The 20,499-nt window shown below is 44.3% G+C and carries 16 protein-coding genes; 5 read left to right on the top strand and 11 right to left on the bottom strand.

The genetic code is table 11. The features are described 5' to 3' along the window. Nucleotides 1-86: 86 nt before the first annotated feature. From GB992_RS02705 to GB992_RS02695, 3 genes are all read right to left on the bottom strand, one after another. Nucleotides 87-521, bottom strand: a complete 435-nt coding sequence (locus GB992_RS02705) for a hypothetical protein (protein ID WP_161001097.1) — start codon at nt 519-521, stop codon at nt 87-89. A 14-nt stretch (nt 522-535) separates the two neighbouring features. Continuing rightward, entirely contained in the window at nt 536-1,315 is a 780-nt protein-coding gene (locus GB992_RS02700) for a GH25 family lysozyme (RefSeq protein ID WP_161001096.1), read from the bottom strand. 113 nt (nt 1,316-1,428) lie between these two features. After that, nucleotides 1,429-2,286, bottom strand: a complete 858-nt coding sequence (locus GB992_RS02695) for a MurR/RpiR family transcriptional regulator (RefSeq protein WP_017262726.1) — start codon at nt 2,284-2,286, stop codon at nt 1,429-1,431. Between the two features lie 187 nt (nt 2,287-2,473). Here GB992_RS02695 and gntK point away from each other — a divergent pair, with 187 nt between their 5' ends. The 3 genes from gntK to GB992_RS02680 all read left to right on the top strand — a co-directional run bounded on the left by gntK (nt 2,474) and on the right by GB992_RS02680 (nt 7,773). After that, the gene (gntK, locus tag GB992_RS02690; protein WP_161001095.1) at nt 2,474-4,027 is read left to right on the top strand and encodes a gluconokinase; all 1,554 of its coding nucleotides are present in this window, start codon (nt 2,474-2,476) and stop codon (nt 4,025-4,027) included. Nucleotides 4,028-4,299: 272 nt separating this feature from the next. Next, complete coding sequence (locus GB992_RS02685; protein ID WP_161001094.1) at nt 4,300-5,667, top strand: gluconate:H+ symporter; 1,368 nt, start codon at nt 4,300-4,302, stop codon at nt 5,665-5,667. A 747-nt stretch (nt 5,668-6,414) separates the two neighbouring features. Further along, nucleotides 6,415-7,773 carry a gluconate:H+ symporter gene (locus GB992_RS02680; RefSeq protein ID WP_017262722.1) on the top strand — a complete coding sequence of 453 codons (1,359 nt, stop codon included), beginning with the start codon at nt 6,415-6,417 and terminating at the stop codon, nt 7,771-7,773. 129 nt (nt 7,774-7,902) lie between these two features. Here GB992_RS02680 and GB992_RS02675 read toward each other — a convergent pair whose 3' ends face one another. After that, on the bottom strand, nt 7,903-9,708 hold the full coding sequence (locus GB992_RS02675; protein WP_161001093.1) for a DUF2207 domain-containing protein: 1,806 nt from the start codon (nt 9,706-9,708) through the stop codon (nt 7,903-7,905). Nucleotides 9,709-10,038: 330 nt separating this feature from the next. On the opposite strand from GB992_RS02675, the gene GB992_RS02670 reads away from it, so the two are divergent. Next, a complete protein-coding gene (locus tag GB992_RS02670) occupies nt 10,039-10,287 on the top strand; it encodes a helix-turn-helix transcriptional regulator (RefSeq protein WP_161001122.1) in 249 nt (82 codons plus the stop codon). Nucleotide 10,288: 1 nt separating this feature from the next. Beyond that, nucleotides 10,289-10,642 carry a DUF2178 domain-containing protein gene (locus GB992_RS02665; RefSeq protein ID WP_161001092.1) on the top strand — a complete coding sequence of 118 codons (354 nt, stop codon included), beginning with the start codon at nt 10,289-10,291 and terminating at the stop codon, nt 10,640-10,642. Nucleotides 10,643-10,744: 102 nt separating this feature from the next. Here GB992_RS02665 and GB992_RS02660 read toward each other — a convergent pair whose 3' ends face one another. From GB992_RS02660 to gatC, 7 genes are all read right to left on the bottom strand, one after another. Then, a complete protein-coding gene (locus GB992_RS02660; RefSeq protein ID WP_161001091.1) occupies nt 10,745-11,734 on the bottom strand; it encodes a methylenetetrahydrofolate reductase in 990 nt (329 codons plus the stop codon). A 14-nt stretch (nt 11,735-11,748) separates the two neighbouring features. Further along, nucleotides 11,749-14,055, bottom strand: coding sequence for a 5-methyltetrahydropteroyltriglutamate--homocysteine S-methyltransferase (metE, locus tag GB992_RS02655; protein WP_161001090.1), 2,307 nt, complete (start codon nt 14,053-14,055; stop codon nt 11,749-11,751). 522 nt (nt 14,056-14,577) lie between these two features. Beyond that, complete coding sequence (gene rlmD / locus GB992_RS02650) at nt 14,578-15,945, bottom strand: 23S rRNA (uracil(1939)-C(5))-methyltransferase RlmD (protein WP_161001089.1); 1,368 nt, start codon at nt 15,943-15,945, stop codon at nt 14,578-14,580. Nucleotides 15,946-16,116: 171 nt separating this feature from the next. Continuing rightward, the gene (locus GB992_RS02645) at nt 16,117-17,136 is read right to left on the bottom strand and encodes a diacylglycerol kinase (RefSeq protein ID WP_161001088.1); all 1,020 of its coding nucleotides are present in this window, start codon (nt 17,134-17,136) and stop codon (nt 16,117-16,119) included. 128 nt (nt 17,137-17,264) lie between these two features. Beyond that, entirely contained in the window at nt 17,265-18,692 is a 1,428-nt protein-coding gene (gatB, locus tag GB992_RS02640) for an Asp-tRNA(Asn)/Glu-tRNA(Gln) amidotransferase subunit GatB (RefSeq protein ID WP_161001087.1), read from the bottom strand. Next, nucleotides 18,692-20,161 (bottom strand): Asp-tRNA(Asn)/Glu-tRNA(Gln) amidotransferase subunit GatA, encoded by a 1,470-nt coding sequence (gene gatA / locus GB992_RS02635; protein WP_161001086.1) that lies wholly within the window; start codon nt 20,159-20,161, stop codon nt 18,692-18,694. Before gatA ends, gatB begins: the two co-directional genes overlap by 1 nt. After that, complete coding sequence (gatC, locus tag GB992_RS02630) at nt 20,161-20,472, bottom strand: Asp-tRNA(Asn)/Glu-tRNA(Gln) amidotransferase subunit GatC (protein WP_161001085.1); 312 nt, start codon at nt 20,470-20,472, stop codon at nt 20,161-20,163. The genes gatA and gatC overlap by 1 nt, the downstream gene beginning before the upstream one ends. Nucleotides 20,473-20,499 lie beyond the last annotated feature (27 nt).

The raw sequence follows: 20,499 nt of genomic DNA, 5'->3' as shown, positions 1-20,499 counted from the left end.
TAATCTTGCTTTATTAAATTCAAAACACCACAACTCATTTTCGCTGAGTTGTGGTGTTTTTCTATCAAGCATGAACTTTATTAACTCTAGTCTTGCGTCAAGCCAAATTTTGCACGTTGTTCTGGCGTTAAGCGCCAAGCAAGATAGTGTTGTAACAACTTTAAATCAGCGCGCAAATTTTCTGGCGTGTATTGTCGTTTGTACTGACTGCGTAAATCCGTCTCCAAAAGGTCATACAACGAGACAAACCGCGGGCCAACTGCGACCAAACATTTCAAACGTTTCTGATCGCGAGGATTTTCCGGAGTGACCCCCACTTTGATTTGAATATCAAAACTGCGGAAGGCAATAAAATCAGCACTAGCCCACCCTGCAACAACTGAGAAATCTGGCAATGCTGTTTGTGAATCACCAAATTGACTGGTGACGGCGTCAAGAATACCGGTTTGCGCCTGATCGATTGTCAAACGCGGTGCACTTTGTTTTGCATCGTCACTTTCTTTTTTACTAAAAAAAGCCATTTTATCACCCATCTTTACTCGTTGCTTAATGCATCAAACGATTGCTTACTGCCATTGTATACCATTAGAGACATAGATTGTCGCTCACCAGCCACAATTAGCGAACCATTATCGTCATAGCTGATAAATTGAACGTCCTGAGGGCTACGTTTGGCTAATTTGCTATCGTCAAGTGAAAACATTGTATGACTCAATTTGCCTTTTAACGCTTGATAGCCATCAGTTGACGTCCACAATAATACTGGTTGCTGATAATCCGTTCTTAATGTCGCTATCATCGCTGTCAAACGTGCCACAGTTCGTTCAATGGCCTTGGTAGACCCAAAACTAGACCCGGTGTCTGGAACAGAAATCATAATTGGCAACGTTCCCGTATCTGAACCAACCTGTTTTTCAAAATAAGTCGTTTGACTGAGCACGGAACTATTGGGACTGTACACCATGTACACCCCGACTTTCAGTGTATTGCCACTACCGCCACTGCGACTGTAATTACCTGCAAAATCGTCATCCGTATAACGATTGCCGACCGTCGTTTTCAAGTAGACAAATTTAACACCTGTTTTGGACAGGGCCTGGAAATCTAAAAAACCCGCATCCTGATCAATGGCGGCTCCAGTGACAGGATACTTGGCCATCATTGTCTGATGTCGTAATTGCCACCAGTGAAATACACCATAACCGGCACCACCAATCAAGCCAACGATAATCAGCACCAATAGCCAACGCCATCGCCGCATACGTCGCTGTTTTAACCGTTGATATATTGAGGCCGACTGCCGCCGACTTTGCACAAATCCCACCACCCTCGTGACAAAAGATTAAGCCCTATTCTATCACGTTTACGGGTGGGTAACATTACTAGTTAACTACGATTCACTTTTATTCTTCTATATAACTTCTATAATTACTCGCGAGTCGTTGCCATTGCGTGACGCACATCTTTTAATAGGCCTTCCCCAGACTGAGTGCGCGCCCCTTGAGCACCAACCAATGTAAACAAACTGTCCATAATCGTCAACTGGGCAATCAAAGAACTCATTGACTCACTCCGATAGTTGACTTCCTCCGCAACGGATTGGAACACAATGTCACATTTTTTTGCCAGTGGTGAAGCCGGATAACTGGTGATTGCAATCATTGGCACGTGATTAGCTCGCAATTGATCTGCAATCATCAATGTGTCATGGTTACGCCCAGAGTGAGACACGATAATTGCAACATCATCCTTGGTCATCTTAACTGCCTGCATCAACTGAATGTCGACATCAGGGTGAAACTGCGGTTGAACCGTTGTCCGTAAGAACTTATGATACCCATCTAACGCAACAATTGAAGAACCACCAAAGCCAAAAAATGATAGGGTATGTGCATTTTTGATCAATTTAATTGCATCCGCTAAATCTTGATCTTTCAATAACGCACGGGTTGCATCTAACGCGTTATCCGCACCCTGAAATACCTTATCTACGACAACTGACGGCGCATCGTCTTCTTCAATTTCACTGAAAAAGCTGTCGGTTTGTGCCGCAATGCCACCAAAACCAAGGCTAAACTCACGAAATGAACGCCACCCAATTCGTTTGACAAACCGACTAACTGTTGCCGTCGATACTTTGACATTCTCCGCTAAATCTTGAATCGTCATTTCACTGGCGGCTGCTGGATTACCGAGAATAAATGAAGCAATCTTCTTATCAGCCCCCGTTAAGTGCTGATAGTTTGCTTTAATCGTACTTACACTAGTTCGTGCGATGATAAACACCGTCCTTTATGAAAATATTCATCCACTTTTATGTAAAAAGTTTTCCAAGAACATTATGCCGCAAACGCTTTCAGATTGCATCAACTTTCACAAATTAAGTGATCGAAACAGTTGTGAACGCTGTCAATTTCGCCTATACTAGCAGGCGTAGATTTAACTAAAAAAGTTTACAAAGGAGTTTATTCATATGGACTATATGGTCGGAATGGACATTGGTACCACGAGTACCAAAGCCGTATTATACGACTTAGACGGTAACGTCTTAGCTTACACGAACAAGCTTTACCCGTTATATCGTGACGCAACGGGGATGGCTGAAGAAGATCCAGAAGAAATTCTTGAAGCTGTTGTGAATGGTTTACAAGAAATTCTACGCAAGGCCGACCTTAAGAATGGCAAGCTTCATAGTGTTTCTTTCTCAAGTGCCAACCAAAGTTTGATTGCACTAGATAAAAACCATAAGCCACTGACGCGTGTCATCACTTGGGCTGATACCCGGGCAACAAAATACGCTGATCAGTTGAAGGCAGACGGCACCGGTAAAACCCTGTATGAGCACACAGGAACACCGATCCACCCAATGTCATTATTATGTAAATTGTTGTGGTTGAAGAATGATCACGCTGACATTTACAAGAAGGCAGCCTATTACTGTGGGATTAAGGAATACATTTTCTATCGTTTATTAAACGTTTGGCAGATGGATATTTCCGTTGCCAGTGGGACTGGGATTTTCAACATTTTCGATCTCGACTGGGATAAAGATGCTTTGGCATTAACTGGTGTTACCACTGATCAATTGCCTAAGATCGTCGACGGCTATGCCCAATCAACGGGCATGCGTGACGAATATGCAAAAGTCATTGGCTATCCAAAGGATGTTCCATTCATCCAAGGTGCATTTGACGGTGCATTATCCAACTTAGGTGTTAACGCAATTGACGAAGGTGTCGTTGCGGTTACGATTGGTACTTCCGGTGCCGTTCGTGTCGTTACTGACCACCCTGTTATTGATCCTAAGGGACGTGTCTTCTGTTACGCTTTGACCAAAGACCTATGGGTTGTCGGCGGACCAGTTAACAATGGTGGTGTTGTCTTCCGTTGGGCCCGGGACAATCTGTTTGACGCTGAAAAGAGTACTGCTGCCCTATTGCAAGAAGACTCTTATGACTTGTTAACAGAAATTGCCAAACGTGTACCAGCTGGCTCAGATGGTCTGTTGTTCCACCCATTCCTTGGTGGCGAACGTGCACCAATCTGGGATGCTGACGCCCGTGGTTCCTTCTTCGGTTTGACACAAATGCACACTCGGGCTCACATGATTCGCGCCGTTTTGGAAGGTATCGTTTACAACTTGTACACGGTGCTGTTGGCCCTTGAAGAAGTTGTCGGTGAACCTAAGTCCATCATGGCCACTGGTGGTTTCGCCCGTTCTGAACTGTGGCGTCAAATGTTGTCCGATATCTTCGAACAGCCCGTCACCATTCCAGAATCATTTGAATCTTCATGTTTAGGTGCTGCCGTCATCGGCATGAAGTCACTAGGCTTAATTGATAACTTAAGCGACGTTAAGAAATTCGTTGGTGAAACTAACACTTACCAACCAAACCCAGAAAACTTCGACGTTTACCGTGAATTAGTACCAATTTACATTCGCCTTAGCCGTCAGCTCCAAACTGAATACACCAACATTGCCAACTTCCAAAAGAAGCATGCGCAACATGGTGAAACACAAGAATAATTGTGTCTACAGAGCAACCTCATTTTGGGGTTGTTTTTTTTGATAGCTTTTTGCTTTTGCACAATTAAGCTTGAAAGCATGAAAAAAATTATCGTTCAATTAATATATTAATATCACCGTGTGCATTAACTTTTTTCAATTAATTTAAAGTGACTTTTTACCGATATTGTAAAAAAATTACAGAAATCAAATGTAATCGCTTTCCTATTTGGCAATTATCTGGTATTGTTTCTTCAGTTCTTATTTTTTCACTTTGAAAGGAGACATTAATCATGTCTGCAGCTTTACCTTTTATAGTGTTGTTCTTGGGAATTGCCCTTTTATTAGTTCTCTTTATTCGCTTTAAGATCAACACTTTCTTAGCCCTAGTTATCACTGCTGTATTGGTTGCACTTGGTCTTGGGATGCCAATGGATAAAATTGCCACATCCATCCAAACCGGTATCGGCAGTCAGTTAGGTGAACTCTCCATCGTCTTCGGTTTTGGGGCCATGCTTGGTCGCCTAGTTGCCGATGCCGGTGGTGCTTACCGAATCGCAACGACTTTAATCAAACGCTTTGGTAAAAAACGTTTGCAACTTGCCGTTGTGTTGGCTTCCTTTATTATCGGGATTGCCCTCTTCTTCGAAGTTGGTTTGGTCCTCTTGATTCCTATCGTCTTCGCCATCGCGGTTGAAGCCGAAGTGCCAATTCTTTACTTAGGAATCTCCATGGCAACAGCATTGTCTGTTACCCACGGATTCTTGCCACCTCACCCAGCCCCAGTTGCCATTTCGGCAGCATTGCATGCCAACGTTGGCCGAGTTCTGTTATTCGGAATTATCTTAGCGATTCCAACGGTTTACATTGCTGGTCCATTATTCACTAAGTTAGCACAACGTTACGCACCCTCTGCGTTTGAACAAAAAGGTAACCTTTCCTCACTTGGTGAAATCAAAGAATTCAAGTTGGAAGATACCCCTAGCTTTGGTTTAGCCGTATTGACCTCCCTGTTCCCAGTTATCTTCATGGCCATTACCACGCTGTACCAGTTGATCTTCACTGGTGGTGAATTACCAAAGAACCCAAGTGCAATGGATCAGTTCATTGCATTCATCGGTAGCCCAAGTATCGCCATGATTTTGTCACTATGTTTCGCCATGTGGTCCATGGGTTGGCACCGTAACCGTGCTACCAAAGACATCATGACTTCCATGGAAAACGCTGTTAAGTCCATCGCTATGTTGCTGTTAGTTATCGGTGGTGGTGGTGCCTTCAAGCAAGTGCTGATCGACGGTGGTGTTGGTAAAGCCGTTGCCACAATGTTCCTTCACACAAACTTCAGTCCACTGTTACTTGGTTGGTTAGTTGCCGTTATCTTGCGGATCGCTTTAGGTTCAGCCACGGTTGCTGCTTTAACAGCCGCAGGGATTGTTGCCCCATTGATGGCACAATCTGGTGTGGACCCTGCCCTGATGGTTATCGCCATTGGTTCTGGTTCATTAGCTGCATCTCATGTTAACGATGCTGGTTTCTGGATGTTCCGTGAATACTTCGACTTAACTGTTAAGCAAACGTTGAGTATATGGACGGTACTGGAGTCGATCATTGCTGTCTGTGGGATTATCGGAGTTATGATTCTAAACGTCATTTTCCACTAAACACTCGTTTTAAAATTTATTAGTCATTATTTCAAACGACACTCATCAAATTTGAGTGTCGTTTTTTTGCGTGAAAATACAGCAGGCCTTGCGTTACACCAGTCAGGAACGCCGTTTCATGGGACCAACTCAAGCCCCAGGACCGGTCTTGAGTTTCGATTCTGAGCCCAAGTTCGGTCTCAGAAGTCGTCCTGCATGACTAAGTGGCCCAACACCGCCCACTAAGTCATGCCTTCACGAAACTCTGTTCCTGACTGGCTTCGCTAACTGTTGATATCTAGCAAAATGACGATTAATTCAAATTGAATACTTGCGATTGAAGAATCGCTCTAAAATTCTTTACTAATTTCTCGTCTATTAGATACTTCAATGTAGCTGAAGGGCGTCATTATAGAAACCGAGTCGTGAAAATGTTGTAAATCAGGCGTTGTCTGTCGGATTTACAACATGGACGGTCGACAAGACTCGAGTTCTCACGAGGCTTGTTGGCGAGGTGAAAGACTCCTGGGGCTTTAGGAGGCTTGAACCGGTCCCACGATGAGCGTTTCTATGCTGACAACCGTAAGCGACAGACAGCTATAAACCACCAGTTAAATTTCACAATGAAATAATCGTTTGATAACTCTGAAAACTATTTACATTTTTTGTCATTATCCTGTTTAAGAATGAGTTTCGGACGAGTACAATGGTTGGAGTTGGTTTTTTTAGTTACCAAAAGTCTTTACATTTGAGAGGAAAGTTTTGATTATGACGCCATTTATTGTTCTAATTCTTGGTATCGCCTTGTTACTGGTATTGATTATCCAGTTCAAGCTCAACACGTTCGTTTCCTTGATTGTGACGTCGATTTTGGTGGCCCTGGGTCTTGGCATGAACCCAGCAGCCATCGCGACGTCCATCAAGAACGGGATTGGTAGCTCACTTGGTGAGTTAGCCATCGTGTTCGGGTTTGGGGCGATGATTGGTCGGCTTGTGTCCGACTCTGGTGGTTCTTACCGAATCGCCAAAACGTTGATTAACGCGTTTGGTAAAAAACGGTTGCAGCTTGCAATCGTGGTTGCTTCCTTCATTATTGGGATGTCCTTATTCTTTGAAGTTGGCCTTGTCCTACTAACACCAATCGTGTTCGCCGTTGCGCTAGAAGCCGAAGTCCCATTCGTTTACTTGGGTATTTCAATGGCTGCTGCTTTGTCAGCAACGCAAGGTTTCTTGCCGCCACAACCCGCTCCAACGGCTGTCTCAACAGCTTTGGGTGCTAATACTGGTAACGTGCTGTTACTCGGTATTATCGTGGCAATTCCCTGTGTGATCATTGCCGGTCCTGTATTTACGCGGATCATGCAACGTTTGGAACCAGGCGTATTCGTTATTAAAAAAGAATTGCCAGCCTTTGGTGAGGTTAAGGAATACAACTTGGATGAAACACCTAGTTTCGGCTTGGCTGCCCTTACCTCATTGTTCCCCGTTATTTTCATGGCTATTTCGACCATTTATACGATGACGGCTTTGCATGGGATTAAACCCGCTCATCCACATGGTCTTGCTTCGATCATGATTATGCTCGGTGACCCCGTCATTGCGATGGTCATCTCGCTATTATTCGCAATCTGGTCAATGGGTTTCTCCCGTGGTCGGACAATGAAGCAGATTAGTGGCACGATTGAAGATGCCATCAAGTCGATTGCCATGTTGTTAATGGTTATTGGTGGTGGTGCCGCCTTCAAGCAAGTTTTGATTGATGGTGGTGTTGGTAAAGCCGTTCAACAAATGATGTCACATTCTAGCCTATCACCGCTAATTCTTGGTTGGCTGATTGCGGTCATTCTGCGTGTTGCCCTTGGGTCTGCCACAGTTGCGGGTATGACCGCAGCCGGTTTAGTTGTTCCGTTGATGCATGCATCTGGTGCTAACCCCGCATTAATGGCATTAGCTATTGGTGCTGGTTCACTAGCTGCCTCACACGTCAACGATGCTGGCTTTTGGATGTTCTCTGAATACTTCGATCTGACGGTTAAGCAAACGTTGAGTATTTGGACCGTGTTGGAAACCATCATCTCTGTGGTCGGTTTACTGATGGTGCTCTTGCTCAGTGTGTTCGTTCACTAAATTAATTTCATTTTGTTAATACCAAAAGATCCACAATATTATGGTCATGTGACCGCGATATTGTGGATCTTTTTGCTTCCAGCTATTTAAAATGTCATCTATCCAAACGTAAATTCACCAGCAGATGCTTTAGAAGGCACCACCACCGGAGCCGCCACCAAAGCCGCCTGAACTCCCACCAGAGAATCCGCCCGAACCACCAGACAGGCTGGAAGATTGAGTATTGCTGGCCGAAATTGATGACGACAAACTGTTACTAAAACCAGTATCAAAACTGCTGTCAAAGCCGCCGAAACCGTAATACAGTGGGAAAATCATCCCCGTCTTCATCAGCACATCACTGCCGAACTCAACAGCTAAGGCCTGCGTCACTTTTTCAGCTAAGCCAAGTGCTGCCGCATATGGTAATATCTGTTCCCAAATCACAATGTCCCCAACCTTAGCCGTGTCAAAGTGGCCAATATCGTTTAACATTCGTTTGAAACCCAGCAATTCATTGTGCAGTTGGTCACCTTCAAGCGTGTAACGACTGATGACGCGTCGTTGCCACAGCGCACAGCCCCAGACCAAAACACTTAAACCAACTGCCGCAATCCACACGCCTAACCGAATTGTCGGCAGGTTTGTCGCAATGAGCGCCGCTAACGCGGATAATGCGCTCGTCACAATAGCGACAGTCAGCCACCATCTTCTTAATGCGACATTATGATCGTCGTAATACTTTCTTGCCTCATCTTCTACCCGATCCTGCCACGAAATAAACCGACCATTCAAACGCCCGCTTTGATCGCGTTGACCAAAAGTTTTTAAATCCTTCAATGAGACAAATTTACCATCGCCTACTTCTGTGATCAGAAAATCGGTCAGTTGCTCAGAAATGTCCTTTTGTTTTGTAATGATGTAGGTCTTGTCTTCCGGTTTAATAGTAATTTCACCGTTGCCAGCTTCGGTCATTAAGGTTCCCGTATACGCCTTAGTCGTCGGCGCTTTGTCTGTAATTAACCGGGCCGCCACGGCTGGCGATACCGTTGGCACTTCATACCAATGATTAACTGGAATTGGAACGGGATGACGATTTACCGGCCGGCGAGTGAAGTAAATCAACGAACCACCGAACAATACAACTAGCATCGCTCCCACAGCACTCAACATTCCGACATTCACTCTTTGCGACTGTTGTCGTTTGCGATTGGTTGCCGCAGCCAGATCACGCTCATGCTTGCGAGCTTGTTCTTTCATTGGTTGATTGACAGTGTTGCTATTTGTGGCCGTCACTGAGGTCGGGAATAATAGGTCCGTTTCAACGAATTGATTGGCTGGAATACTAGGCACTGTGATGTTCACTCTACCAGCCGCCTTCTTAACCGTGGTTTTACCATTTAATGGTCCATGAACCCAAGCTTGTAAGCCGTTCACAGGTTGTGCTGGTAACTTAATTGTAATGTGCACGTTATTCAGTGCCACGTCCCATCCCTGACCAATAACTTTCCAATTTAAGCGGGCGGTGTCCGCATAATTTGTAACTACGCCATGTAAACGATAACGATATGTAAACGTGGCGCTTTTATCACTGATTTTGTGAAAGACCTTAAGTTGCAAATCATCGGAATTCTGGGTCCGCTGAAACGAATTATCGCGTCCATCTGTCTGCTCACTCAACGTTTGATCAGAACCACCCTGGTTTTGAACCGTCACTTGAGGTGCATCAACGCCCTTCAATCCCTTTAGATCCTGTTTTACAAATACGCCATTGAAATGGCCGTCAAAATTGTAAGTAATTCGTTGTGTAAAATCAGCATCCCCGTTCTCTAAAACATTAACGTTTGCAACGTACTTATCGATTGTATATGATCCATCAGCCATACCAGTAATTGGCAATAAAAGAACCCAACCAATTACAATCACCAAACTAAGCCACCAGTGCTTTGCTGTCATGATGCACCCTCCCGCTTTGCTATTAAGCCTAGTTTACCATGAAGCCATTATTGAACGCCGATGAACTGCTTAAATTCATGTCCGCGGTTGCTCTCGTTTATCGGTCAGTTTAATCGTGATCAGGTATATTGACTCAGGAATCAAAATAATGGTTCTCGGTAACTTTACATCGAAATCAATTTCTAAAGCAGACATATTGTATTGCACATTTTCAACAGTTGTAGATAGCATAATGCTGGTTTAAAGGCATTTATAGTTAAAACTCCGATTGGTAATTAAATGTCAATTTTCTCAAAACAATACTTTACTTTTGGTAAAGTATTGTTTACCATGATTATTGAGGTGATCACTATCGCTAGCAAACAAAATTCAGGTCTCACCATCACCAACAAGGTTTACGAATACCGCGTATTAAATCATCTATCTCAAACCGCTTTGGCCAAAGCAGTCGGTGTTAGTAAACAAACAATCTTGGTAATGGAAAAAGGTAATTACTCACCGACATTGAAATTAGCCTTTGAAATTGCAATTTTTTTCAATGTGGATATTACTGATATTTTTGGTTATAAGGAGAACTAATATGCAAATTAAATCATTGTCTGATATTCCAGATGCCTTGTTTTGGCCGTTAAAACAGTGGGCCGAACAAAGTAACTTGGATTTTAACATCTTGGTTGGTACCGGCACACTTCTGTTAATCTTTCTTATGATTGCCGGTTATTTTATGATGCGCAAAATTGGTAAAATTCAAGATGAACGTACAGCAACCATCTATCTGGCAGCTGCTTCAATCATGCTTTCAACAAACCTCATTTGCGACATTATTTTTCCAAGTGACTATCTCATTAATCAATTTCGCATGATTAAATACATTGTTATGATGTTGTCAGGGCTCATCTATCTTGTTGTGACCTATAGAAAAGAAATGCGGTAACACATCAATTAAATAATTCTAGCTTCTGTCCATACTAAAAGAGCTCCCTACCAAAGTGATTCGTTCGCAACCACTTTGGTAAGGAGTTCTTTATTATTCTACTTACCCGTTAACAGCCACATTCTCGCGCTGTCTAATATGTGTTACCAGTTTTGCCGCCATCTTATACCGATTAAACGGTGTAACCACATGAACGCCATCAAATCGATCACAGATTGCATCCGCAATTTCTTCAGCAATTTGCAAGCCAACTTCATGTTCATTGCCGTCGATCTCGGCTTGAGCCATTCGATCTAGTACAGATTGAGGCAAACTCATCCCCGACACGTGCTCGTTTAAGAACTCAGCATTCCGTTTGGACATTAGCGGCTGAACGCCAACAAACACGGGAATCTGTAACCCACATTGTGAGAAAGCATCCGCCAATTCATTAACCCTGGCGATATCAAACACTGGCTGTGTAATGAGATAATCAGCCCCACAGTCGATTTTCCGTTTGATCCCGCGAGTTGCTAAAACACCATTGGTAATTTTAGGACTAAAGGCTGCCGCTACACAGAAATTAGGGCGGTCATCTAAGTCCTTCCCGCTTGGACTAACACCAGTGTTATATTGCTTAATCAGTTTAATGAGGCCTAACGCATTAACGTCCCTGACTGAAGTAGCACCCGGAAAGTCGCCTGCCTTAGCAGGATTGCCAGCAATCGCTAGAATATCGTCAATCCCCAAACTGTGTAACCCCATAATTTCAGACTGAATGCCAATTAGATTATGATCACGGGTCGTAAGGTGCACGATGGGATGAATGCCATATTCCAATTTCAACTTAGCAGCAACGGCCACATTACTCACTCGAACGGCTGCCAACGAATTATCCGCCAGCGTAATTGCGTCCACTCCTGCATCACGTAAACGCTCCGCACCACGATAAAAGCTTGCCGTTTTAAATGTCGTCGGTGGATCCATTTCCACAAGAACGCTCTTATGACCTACGGACGGATGGAGGAAAGGATGTTCCGTTTGTGCTTCACCTGTATGTGTCAATCGCTGCCCATCATCCGTTAACTTTTGGTGCTCTGCGTCAGCCACCATGGCAACGCCCCCTATTACTTTGTCGGTTCCGCTAAACTAGCGCGAACATTATCACGTGCAGCAATCATGTTCTTTAAGGCTGCCAGCGTTTCCGGTTCCTGACGCGTCTTCAAACCACAGTCGGGGTTGATCCAGAATTGATGAACGTCGATAACACGTAACGCCCGCTCAATGTTTGCCTGAATTTCTTCAACAGAAGGTACCCGTGGACTGTGAATGTCGTAAACACCAAGTCCGATTTCTTTATCATAGTGTGTCTTTTCAAATGAACTAATGATTTCACCGTGACTCCGGGATGTTTCAATCGAAATCACATCCGCATCAAGTGCACTAATCGTGTCGATGATGTCTTCAAAGTCTGAATAACACATATGCGTGTGAATCTGGGTGTCATCACGAACACCAGTCGTCGTAATCTTGAATGAGTAAACTGCTTCGTCCAAGTATGGCTTCCAGTTACGTTTCTTTAGTGGCAGACCTTCACGCAACGCAGGTTCGTCAACTTGAATAATCTTGATGCCAGCCTTTTCCAAGTTAATCACTTCTTGACGCAGCGCTAATGCGATTTGGTTTTGAACCTGGGCCTTACTAATGTCATCACGGACAAAGCTCCAGTTAATAATCGTTAATGGTGCCGTGAGCATCCCTTTAACAGGTTTGTCCGTCAAACTTTGTGCGTAGACACTTTCCTTAACTGTAATTGGTTTCGTGTAAGCGACATCACCGAAAATTACTGGTGGCCGTACCCCACGTGAACCGTACGATTGAACCCAGCCATTTTGCGTCGCATAAAAGCCCGTTAATTTCTGACCAAAGTATTCAACCATGTCGGTCCGTTCAAACTCGCCGTGGACCAATACGTCCAGTCCGAGGTCCTCTTGAATACCAATCCAACGCTTAATTTCAGACTTGATGAAGTCTTCATATTCGGCATCCGTAATGTTGCCCTTCCGCCAGGCAGCCCGTTTGGAGCGAACCAATTTGCTTTGCGGAAAACTGCCAATACTTGTCGTTGGCAATAACGGTAATTGCAGCTTCTTGTGTTGCAGTGCAATCCGCGTTGGAAATGCACTGTGCCGTTCAAACGTTTCGTTGGCCAAGTTGGCCTCCGCAGCACGGACCTCAGCGTTGTTCCGGTGTTCAGATTCATTTAACGCCTTGAGTGCGGCAACATTCTTGGCGAATTCTTCGGCAACAGCCTGTTGACCTTCATTAGCGGCCTTAGTCAAAACCGTCAGTTCATGTAGCTTTTCATCAGCAAAGGCTAACCCACCTAATAACACAGGATCGATCTTCGTTTCATTCTTTGTCGTGATTGGTACATGAAGTAATGAGTTAGCAGGTTGTAACCAAAGATGATTGTTGTCAACGACACCCTGCAATTTCTTAATTAAGGCCAGTTTGTCAGCAAAATTACTTGTCCAAATATTGTGACCGTCGATAATACCAGCAGCTAATACCTTGTCGCTTGGAAAACCGTCCTTGAGCACGTGCTGTAAGTTCTCACCGTTGTCGTGCACAAAATCGAGTCCGATTGCCTGAACGGGTAATTTGGTAACAGCTTCATAAGGATCAATGCTGTCAAAGTACGTTTGCAGTTCGATGTTGATTGATGGTGCCGCTTTGCGAAGTGCGTTTAGGGCCGTTTCGTAAGGTTTAACTTCTGCTGCCGTCGCAACCTTAACCAGCGTTGGTTCGTCCACCTGAACCCACTTAACACCGGCCTGAGCCAATTCGGTAAAGACTTGTTCGTAAAGTGGCAATAATTGTGGCAGTAATTCATCAACAGCATCTGCGCCTAGGTAATCACCATTCCGTTTGCCCAGTTTTAACAACGAAATTGGACCAAGGATAACTGGTTTTCCATCAATTCCTAATTCAGTTTTGGCTTCGTTGTAGAAGCGTAACCAACGATTATCCAATAATTCAAAATGAGGTTGGTCATATTCTGGCACGATGTAGTGGTAATTGATGTTGAACCATTTCGTCATTTCTGACGCCACGGCATTTTTTGTTCCACGTGCGATGGCATAATACTCATCCAACGTTAACCGCTTGTGGAAGCTACCGTAGCGTTCTGGCATGATGCCAAAAGCCGCAATCGTGTCCAGCACATGATCATAGTCTGAATTATCGGCAACCGGAATTAAATCCAAACCTGCTGCCTGTTCTTTTTTCAAATTAGCCAAACGCAATGCTTTCGTTTCTGCATGGAATTCCGGTTCATCAATTTTGCCTGCCCAATAGTGTTCCAACGTCTTTTTCCATTCACGTTTTTCCCCTAACCGCGGGTAACCAAGATTGCTACTAATAACTGTCATGTATGACACTCCTTCTTTTTAATTGCATTTGATAATCGACAAAAAACGGTAGCTTCATCCTACAAAAAGGACGAAGCTACCGTTCGCGGTACCACCTTATCTTTATCACAAGCTCACACTTGTAACCTTATCCCGTACATTTCATACGGTAGCAGGATAACGACTGCTGGTCGTTGTCACTTTACCATTAAGGTTCAGCGGCACCGTTTAGAGGCCATTGTTCATCTTTCACCGCGTGACTTGTTCCCACCCTGCAAGCTCTCTATCTCGTTGGTTAAAGATTACTTTTCTCATCGATACGTTTTCAATGACTTGAATTTACACTCGATTTTCATTAAAGTCAAGGCATTTTCTAATGATAACTTAATTAATAGGAAATATTCTCCATAATTCCAAAGAGATTGATTGCGTATTATTCACAGTCAACAAGATTCTAATCATCTATTATTATCGTAATGCAAATGAAAAATGGCAGTGCCCAACAAATTGTTGAACTGCCATTTTTCATTTGTCAGTATTCAATTAGTCCTTCACCAGACTGACAACACATTCAATGCTAGTTGTTTGTGGGAACTGGTCCACTGGCTGAATGTCGCCATCAACGTGATAGCCGTGATCCATGAACACTTGAATATCACGAACCAACGTTGCTGGGTTACAGCTGACGTAGACAACGCGACTCGGTTTAACGGCCGTGGCAGCTTCGATGAATTCTGGTGCCAGGCCCTTACGTGGTGGGTCAACCATAATAACGTCCGCCTTCAAACCGGCCTCTTGCCACCGTGCCATTTGGTTTTCGGCCTTGCCGACAACAAAGTCAACGTTATCGATGTGATTCAAATTAGCATTGGTCTTGGCGTCACTAATGGCCGTTTTAACCATTTCAACACCATACACATGTTTAGCATGCTTAGCCACCGCCAAAGAGATTGTGCCGATACCACAGTAGGCGTCAATGACAGTCTCTTCACCCGTTAACTGTGCCTTGTCGATTGCAAACTGATACAGTTTTTCCGTTTGCTGTGGGTTAACTTGGTAGAATGAGTGAGCTGAAATTTCAAACGTCAACCCCATCAATTGGTCATGAATCACTGGACTACCGAAGTGAATTCGATCCGTGTCACCTAACAATACGTTCGTTTGTTGTGGATTAACATTTTGAATGATGCTCTTCACTTCTGGCAAAGCCTTCGTGATTTCAGCAACTAATTCATTCACCATCGACAATTTATGTGTCCGCGTAACAATGACAATCATCATTTCGTGACTATAATAGCCTCGACGCACCATGATGGTTTTAATCACACCGGTGTTGTTAGTTTCATCATACGCATCCAAATGGAAACGACGTAAGAGATCACGCACGACAATAATGGCTTCGTCAATTTTAGGATCCTGAATATAGAAATCCTCAATTGGCACAACCGTGTGAGAGCCACGTTTGTAAAAACCAGTTTCGATTTGACCATTGATCTCACGAACCGGTACTTGAGCCTTGTTACGATAATGATAAGGTGTCTCCATCCCCACCGTCTTGGCAACATCAATATCCAGGTGTGCCTTCTTTAACAATTCAACCACTTGGTGTTGTTTGAAGGCCAATTGACCTTCGTAACTCAAGTGTTGCAGGGGCGCAATCCCAGTTTGAGTGTAAGTCACATTGACACTATCAACTCGCTGCGGGCTCTTTTCGATAAATTTAACGACTCGACCAAAAGCGTATGTTTTCGCCACTTTGGTTACTGCAAATACAACCTTTTCATTAGGCAATGCGTTCGTAATAAAGATTGGAAAATCTTCTATCTTAGCGACACCCATCCCTTGATAGGTCAGGTCGATAATATCGCCTGTATACTCTTGGTTTTTAGCAACTGGTGCTTTGAATTTCATTAATTATTTCCTTTCGACTTTTGCGACGGTCACTCAACGGAATTTTTCAAACGAACAAAAACAGTCCGCTGTAAAATTTTCGAACCAAACTAGTATAGCATGCCAACTCACTTAAAAGAAGTACAAAACAGCGGATCCGCATTTAAGCAAACCCGCTGCTGAGATACATCACTATTTTTTGTTGTCGTCTGTCTGACCTTCTGGCAACTTGTCAACTTCCTCAACAAACTTCCGGGCATCTTCTTCGATGGCACGGTCCTCACCGGTCAACTGTTCATCAGGAATCGCATCCAAATCAGCAAACATCTCAATGTGCTGTTTGTGATCAATGAACGTCATCGGCGCGTCACCACCGTATTCCCCGTCCAAATTAATCATCATTCGATCGGAGTTAAGTGGCTTGGCAATCACTTTGCTGGTCTTCTTGTAAATGACCAATGGATCATTAATGTGTCGACCACCGTTTAAGACTAATGTCATCAGCCGCAACAGTTGTGGCATGCTGGCCGTTTTGACAATGAGCAAACTGAATTTACCATCATCAAGCGATGCATCAGGCACAATTTGTTCGAACCCACCGATTGAATTCGTCAGTCCCAATAAGAACATCGAAGCTTCGCCCTCGAACTTACCATCGTCGTACTCAATCGACATTTGAATCGGTTTAATTTGCGGCAATAATTCAGCACCCTTAACCAAGTACGCAAGGTAACCAAAAATTGTTTTCATATCGGAAGGAACATCATAAGTCAATTCAGTCAGCAAGCCGCCACCAGCGATGTTGATAAAGTACGTTTCGCCAGCCTGACCGATATCCATCTTAACGGTTTGGTTCTTAAGCACAACTTTAGCGGCATCCAACGGTGCATCACGTGGAATTCGTAACGCGCGAGCGTAGTCATTAGTGGTCCCAGCTGGAATAATCGCCATTTTAGGTCGCTTCTCAAGTCCAGCAATGCCGTTGACGACTTCGTTAATCGTACCGTCACCACCGGCTGCCACCACTAGGTCAAAGCCTTCAAGAGCAGCACGGTGCGCCTCATTTTTAGCTGAATCCGGCTCTGCCGTGGTCGCATACGCACTAGTCTCGTAACCGGCCTGTTCAAAGACGTTCAGTATATCGATTAAATCTCTTTTAAGTGCTTCGCGTCCTGACGTTGGGTTGTAGATGACCCGTGCGCGTTGTCCCATGTTTCATTGCCTCCACTGCAAACTGTCTTAGTCATTCCGTTTAATAATTTTAATGCTATGTACAAACCCCGTTGTAAGGTTCACAACGAGGTTTAATTTTAACCGCTTCTGATTAAAATAACAATCGTTTAACGTGCATTCAATGAAGTCATTAACAACTTGTTAACAATCTTCGGATTGGCCTGCCCGTGTGTTTGCTTCATAATCTGACCAACTAAGAAGCCAACTGCACGATCTTTACCATTCTTAAAGTCTTCAATCGATTGGGCATTAGCATCCAACACGCCATCGATAATCGGCTGCAATTGAGCTGGATCTGACAATTGAACCAGGTTATGTGCTTTGACATAATCATTTGGTTCCTCACCATCCATAATCGCCTTAAAGACCTTCTTAGCCATCTTGGATGAAATCGTACCATCCATTTGCAACTTAATCATGCCGGCCAAGTGGTCTGGCGTCAACTTCGTATCTTGCAGATCCAAATGGTTATCATTCAAATAAGCGTTAACGTCCCCTTGCAGATAGTTTGATGTCAACTTAGCATCTGCACCTTGTGCCACAGCCGCCTCAAAGAAGTCAGACATTTCCTTGGTCTGTGTCAGCACCATGGCGTCATAGTCAGTCAAGCCAAGGTCATCAACATAGCGTTGACGACGACGTTCTGGCATTTCTGGCATTGTTTCCTCGATCTGTTTGATCCAGTCATCCGCAATTTCAACGTTAGGAATATCTGGTTCTGGGAAGTAACGGTAATCATCCGCACCTTCCTTAACACGCATTAGAATAGTTTCGTTAGAAGCTTCATCGTAACGACGTGTTTCCTGTTGAATTTGACCGCCAGACAATAAGACACGTTGCTGACGTTGTTCTTCAAACTGAAGGCCCTTCTTCACATAGTTGAAGGAGTTCAAGTTTTTCAGTTCCGTCTTAGTCCCGAACTTGTCCGTTCCATAAGGGCGAATCGAAATGTTGACGTCGACACGCATGGAACCTTCTTCCATCTTCACGTCAGAAACACCGGTAAACTGAATTCGTTGACGCAAAGTCTCAAGGTAAGCGTAGGCTTCATCAGGTGAAGCAATGTCAGGTTTCGACACAATTTCAATCAGTGGTGTCCCCTGACGGTTTAAATCGACGTAGGAATACCCATTAGGATTATGCGTGTTTTTACCGGCATCTTCCTCAATGTGCATCTCTTCGATTCCGATTTTCTTTTTCTTACCGTCCACGTCAATTTCAATCCAACCATTTTGGGCTAACGGCACATCTGATTGTGAAATTTGGTAAGCCTTTGGGTTATCTGGATAGAAGTAGTTTTTCCGATCAAAGTGCGTATGCTGATTGATCTTGGCATGAAGGGCCAAAGCCGCACGCATACCGTATTCCACTACCCCTTTGTTGGGCGTTGGTAAGACACCAGGATATCCCCAGTCAATCACATTAGTATTGGCATTAGGGTTGTCACCAAACTCAACGGGTGACGGACTAAAAATCTTTGAATTCGTTTTAAGTTCAACGTGGACTTCTAGTCCAATCGTCGTTTGAAAATTCATTAAGCACGCCCTCCTTTGCTCATTGATGGCTTCAATTCGTGGAATGTCGTGTTCTGTTCGAACGCAAATGCTGTGTTCAAAACGCGACTTTCATCAAATGGACGGCCAATGACTTGTAAACCAACCGGTAGACCATCTACCAAGCCAGCAGGCACTGAAACAGCAGGCAGACCAGCCAAGTTAGCAGGAACCGTCAACATGTCGTTCATGTACATCGTCATCGGATCCTTAGTTTCAGCACCGATACCAAAGGCCGGTGTTGGTGCAGTTGGTCCGACAATGACATCGTAATCAGCGAACACTTTCTTAAAGTCTTCAATGATTAGTGTCCGAATCTTAGCAGCCTTCATAAAGAACGCATCAAATGAACCAGCAGATAATGCAAAGGTTCCTAACATGATCCGCCGTTTAACTTCGTCACCAAATCCTTCGGAACGGGTCTTAACGTACAGTTCTTCCAAATTCTTAGCATTTGGTGTGCGGTATCCATAACGAATTCCGTCAAACCGCTGTAAGTTTGACGAAGCTTCAGACGGTCCAAGAATGTAGTAAGCCTGAATCCCGTGGGTACTGTGTGGCAAACTAACTTCATCCACCGTTGCACCCAAGGCTTCAAGTTTCTTAATCGCAGTCTTAATCTGATCACGAACGCCTTCATCGATTCCGTCACCAAGGAATTCCTTAGGCACACCAATCTTTAAGCCCTTGATGTCGCCAGACAGACCAGCAACGTAATCCGGCACTTCTTTACTAGATGAAGTGGCATCACGTTCATCGCGACCCGCAATCACATTCATCATAGCAGCGGCATCCGTCACGTTCTGGGTCATTGGACCAATTTGGTCTAATGATGACGCAAACGCGATCAATCCCCAACGGCTAACACGGCCATACGTTGGCTTCAAACCAACGATTCCGTTGAAAGCAGCCGGCTGGCGAATTGAACCACCAGTGTCAGAACCCAGAGCAGCTAGCACATCGCCGGCAGCTACCGTAGCTGCAGAACCACCCGAAGAACCGCCAGGCACCTTAGTTGTATCCCAAGGATTATGAACGGTCCCGAAGTAAGATGTTTCAGTCGAGCCACCCATGGCAAATTCATCTAGGTTGGTTTTCCCGATTGTAACGGCGCCAGCAGCGCGCAAACGCGTCACAACGTCTGCATCATATACAGGTTTAAAGTTGTACAGAATTTTAGAAGCGGCTGTTGTCAGCAAGCCCTTAGTCGTTAAGTTATCTTTGTATGCAACTGGCACACCAGAAAAGACGTTATCTGCATCAATTCCGCTTTCATCAGCCTGTTTAGCCTGTGCCAATGCTTCATCATCGTTCACCGTCACATAAGCATTTAATGCGTCTTCATGATCATGAATATTAGTTAGCGTTTGTTGCGTTAATTCAGTGGCAGATAAGTCTTTATTAACGAGCGCTTGATGAAGCTCAGTTAAATTATCAAACTGTTGTGTCATTAGGCGTCCTCACTTTCGTCAATAATTGCGGGCACCTTAATAAAACCATCTTCGGTTTCAGGAGCTTCGTTAATTAACGCATCTTTTTGGTGGGCGTTCACTGCAACGTCTTCACGTAAAATTGCAGTCGCGTCGGCCATGTTGGTTGTCGGCTTCACATCATCTGTGTTGACCTCGTTCAAACCATCAATCATGGTAATAATTTCGTCCAGTTGACTAGTAAACTTGCTGGCCTGTTCATCGGTCAACGAAAGTTTTGCCAGTTCGGCAACGTGCTCAACTTCAGCACGTGAAATTGGTTCTTCTGCCATGCCCATCCCTCTTTCTGTAAAAAGTTG

Source organism: Furfurilactobacillus milii (assembly GCF_009863985.1).
Classification (GTDB): Bacteria; Bacillota; Bacilli; order Lactobacillales; family Lactobacillaceae; genus Furfurilactobacillus; species Furfurilactobacillus milii_A.
This window is presented reverse-complemented; position numbering and strand designations above follow the sequence as displayed.

Coding starts and splice junctions, on each gene's coding strand:
- GB992_RS02705 (WP_161001097.1), bottom strand. CDS start 521: ATGGCTTTTTTTAGTAAAAAAGAAAGTGACGATGCAAAACAAAGTGCA.
- gntK (WP_161001095.1), top strand. CDS start 2,474: ATGGACTATATGGTCGGAATGGACATTGGTACCACGAGTACCAAAGCC.
- GB992_RS02685 (WP_161001094.1), top strand. CDS start 4,300: ATGTCTGCAGCTTTACCTTTTATAGTGTTGTTCTTGGGAATTGCCCTT.
- GB992_RS02680 (WP_017262722.1), top strand. CDS start 6,415: ATGACGCCATTTATTGTTCTAATTCTTGGTATCGCCTTGTTACTGGTA.
- GB992_RS02675 (WP_161001093.1), bottom strand. CDS start 9,708: ATGACAGCAAAGCACTGGTGGCTTAGTTTGGTGATTGTAATTGGTTGG.
- GB992_RS02670 (WP_161001122.1), top strand. CDS start 10,039: ATGATTATTGAGGTGATCACTATCGCTAGCAAACAAAATTCAGGTCTC.
- GB992_RS02665 (WP_161001092.1), top strand. CDS start 10,289: ATGCAAATTAAATCATTGTCTGATATTCCAGATGCCTTGTTTTGGCCG.
- GB992_RS02660 (WP_161001091.1), bottom strand. CDS start 11,734: ATGGTGGCTGACGCAGAGCACCAAAAGTTAACGGATGATGGGCAGCGA.
- metE (WP_161001090.1), bottom strand. CDS start 14,055: ATGACAGTTATTAGTAGCAATCTTGGTTACCCGCGGTTAGGGGAAAAA.
- rlmD (WP_161001089.1), bottom strand. CDS start 15,945: ATGAAATTCAAAGCACCAGTTGCTAAAAACCAAGAGTATACAGGCGAT.
- GB992_RS02645 (WP_161001088.1), bottom strand. CDS start 17,136: ATGGGACAACGCGCACGGGTCATCTACAACCCAACGTCAGGACGCGAA.
- gatB (WP_161001087.1), bottom strand. CDS start 18,692: ATGAATTTTCAAACGACGATTGGACTAGAAGTCCACGTTGAACTTAAA.
- gatA (WP_161001086.1), bottom strand. CDS start 20,161: ATGACACAACAGTTTGATAATTTAACTGAGCTTCATCAAGCGCTCGTT.
- gatC (WP_161001085.1), bottom strand. CDS start 20,472: ATGGCAGAAGAACCAATTTCACGTGCTGAAGTTGAGCACGTTGCCGAA.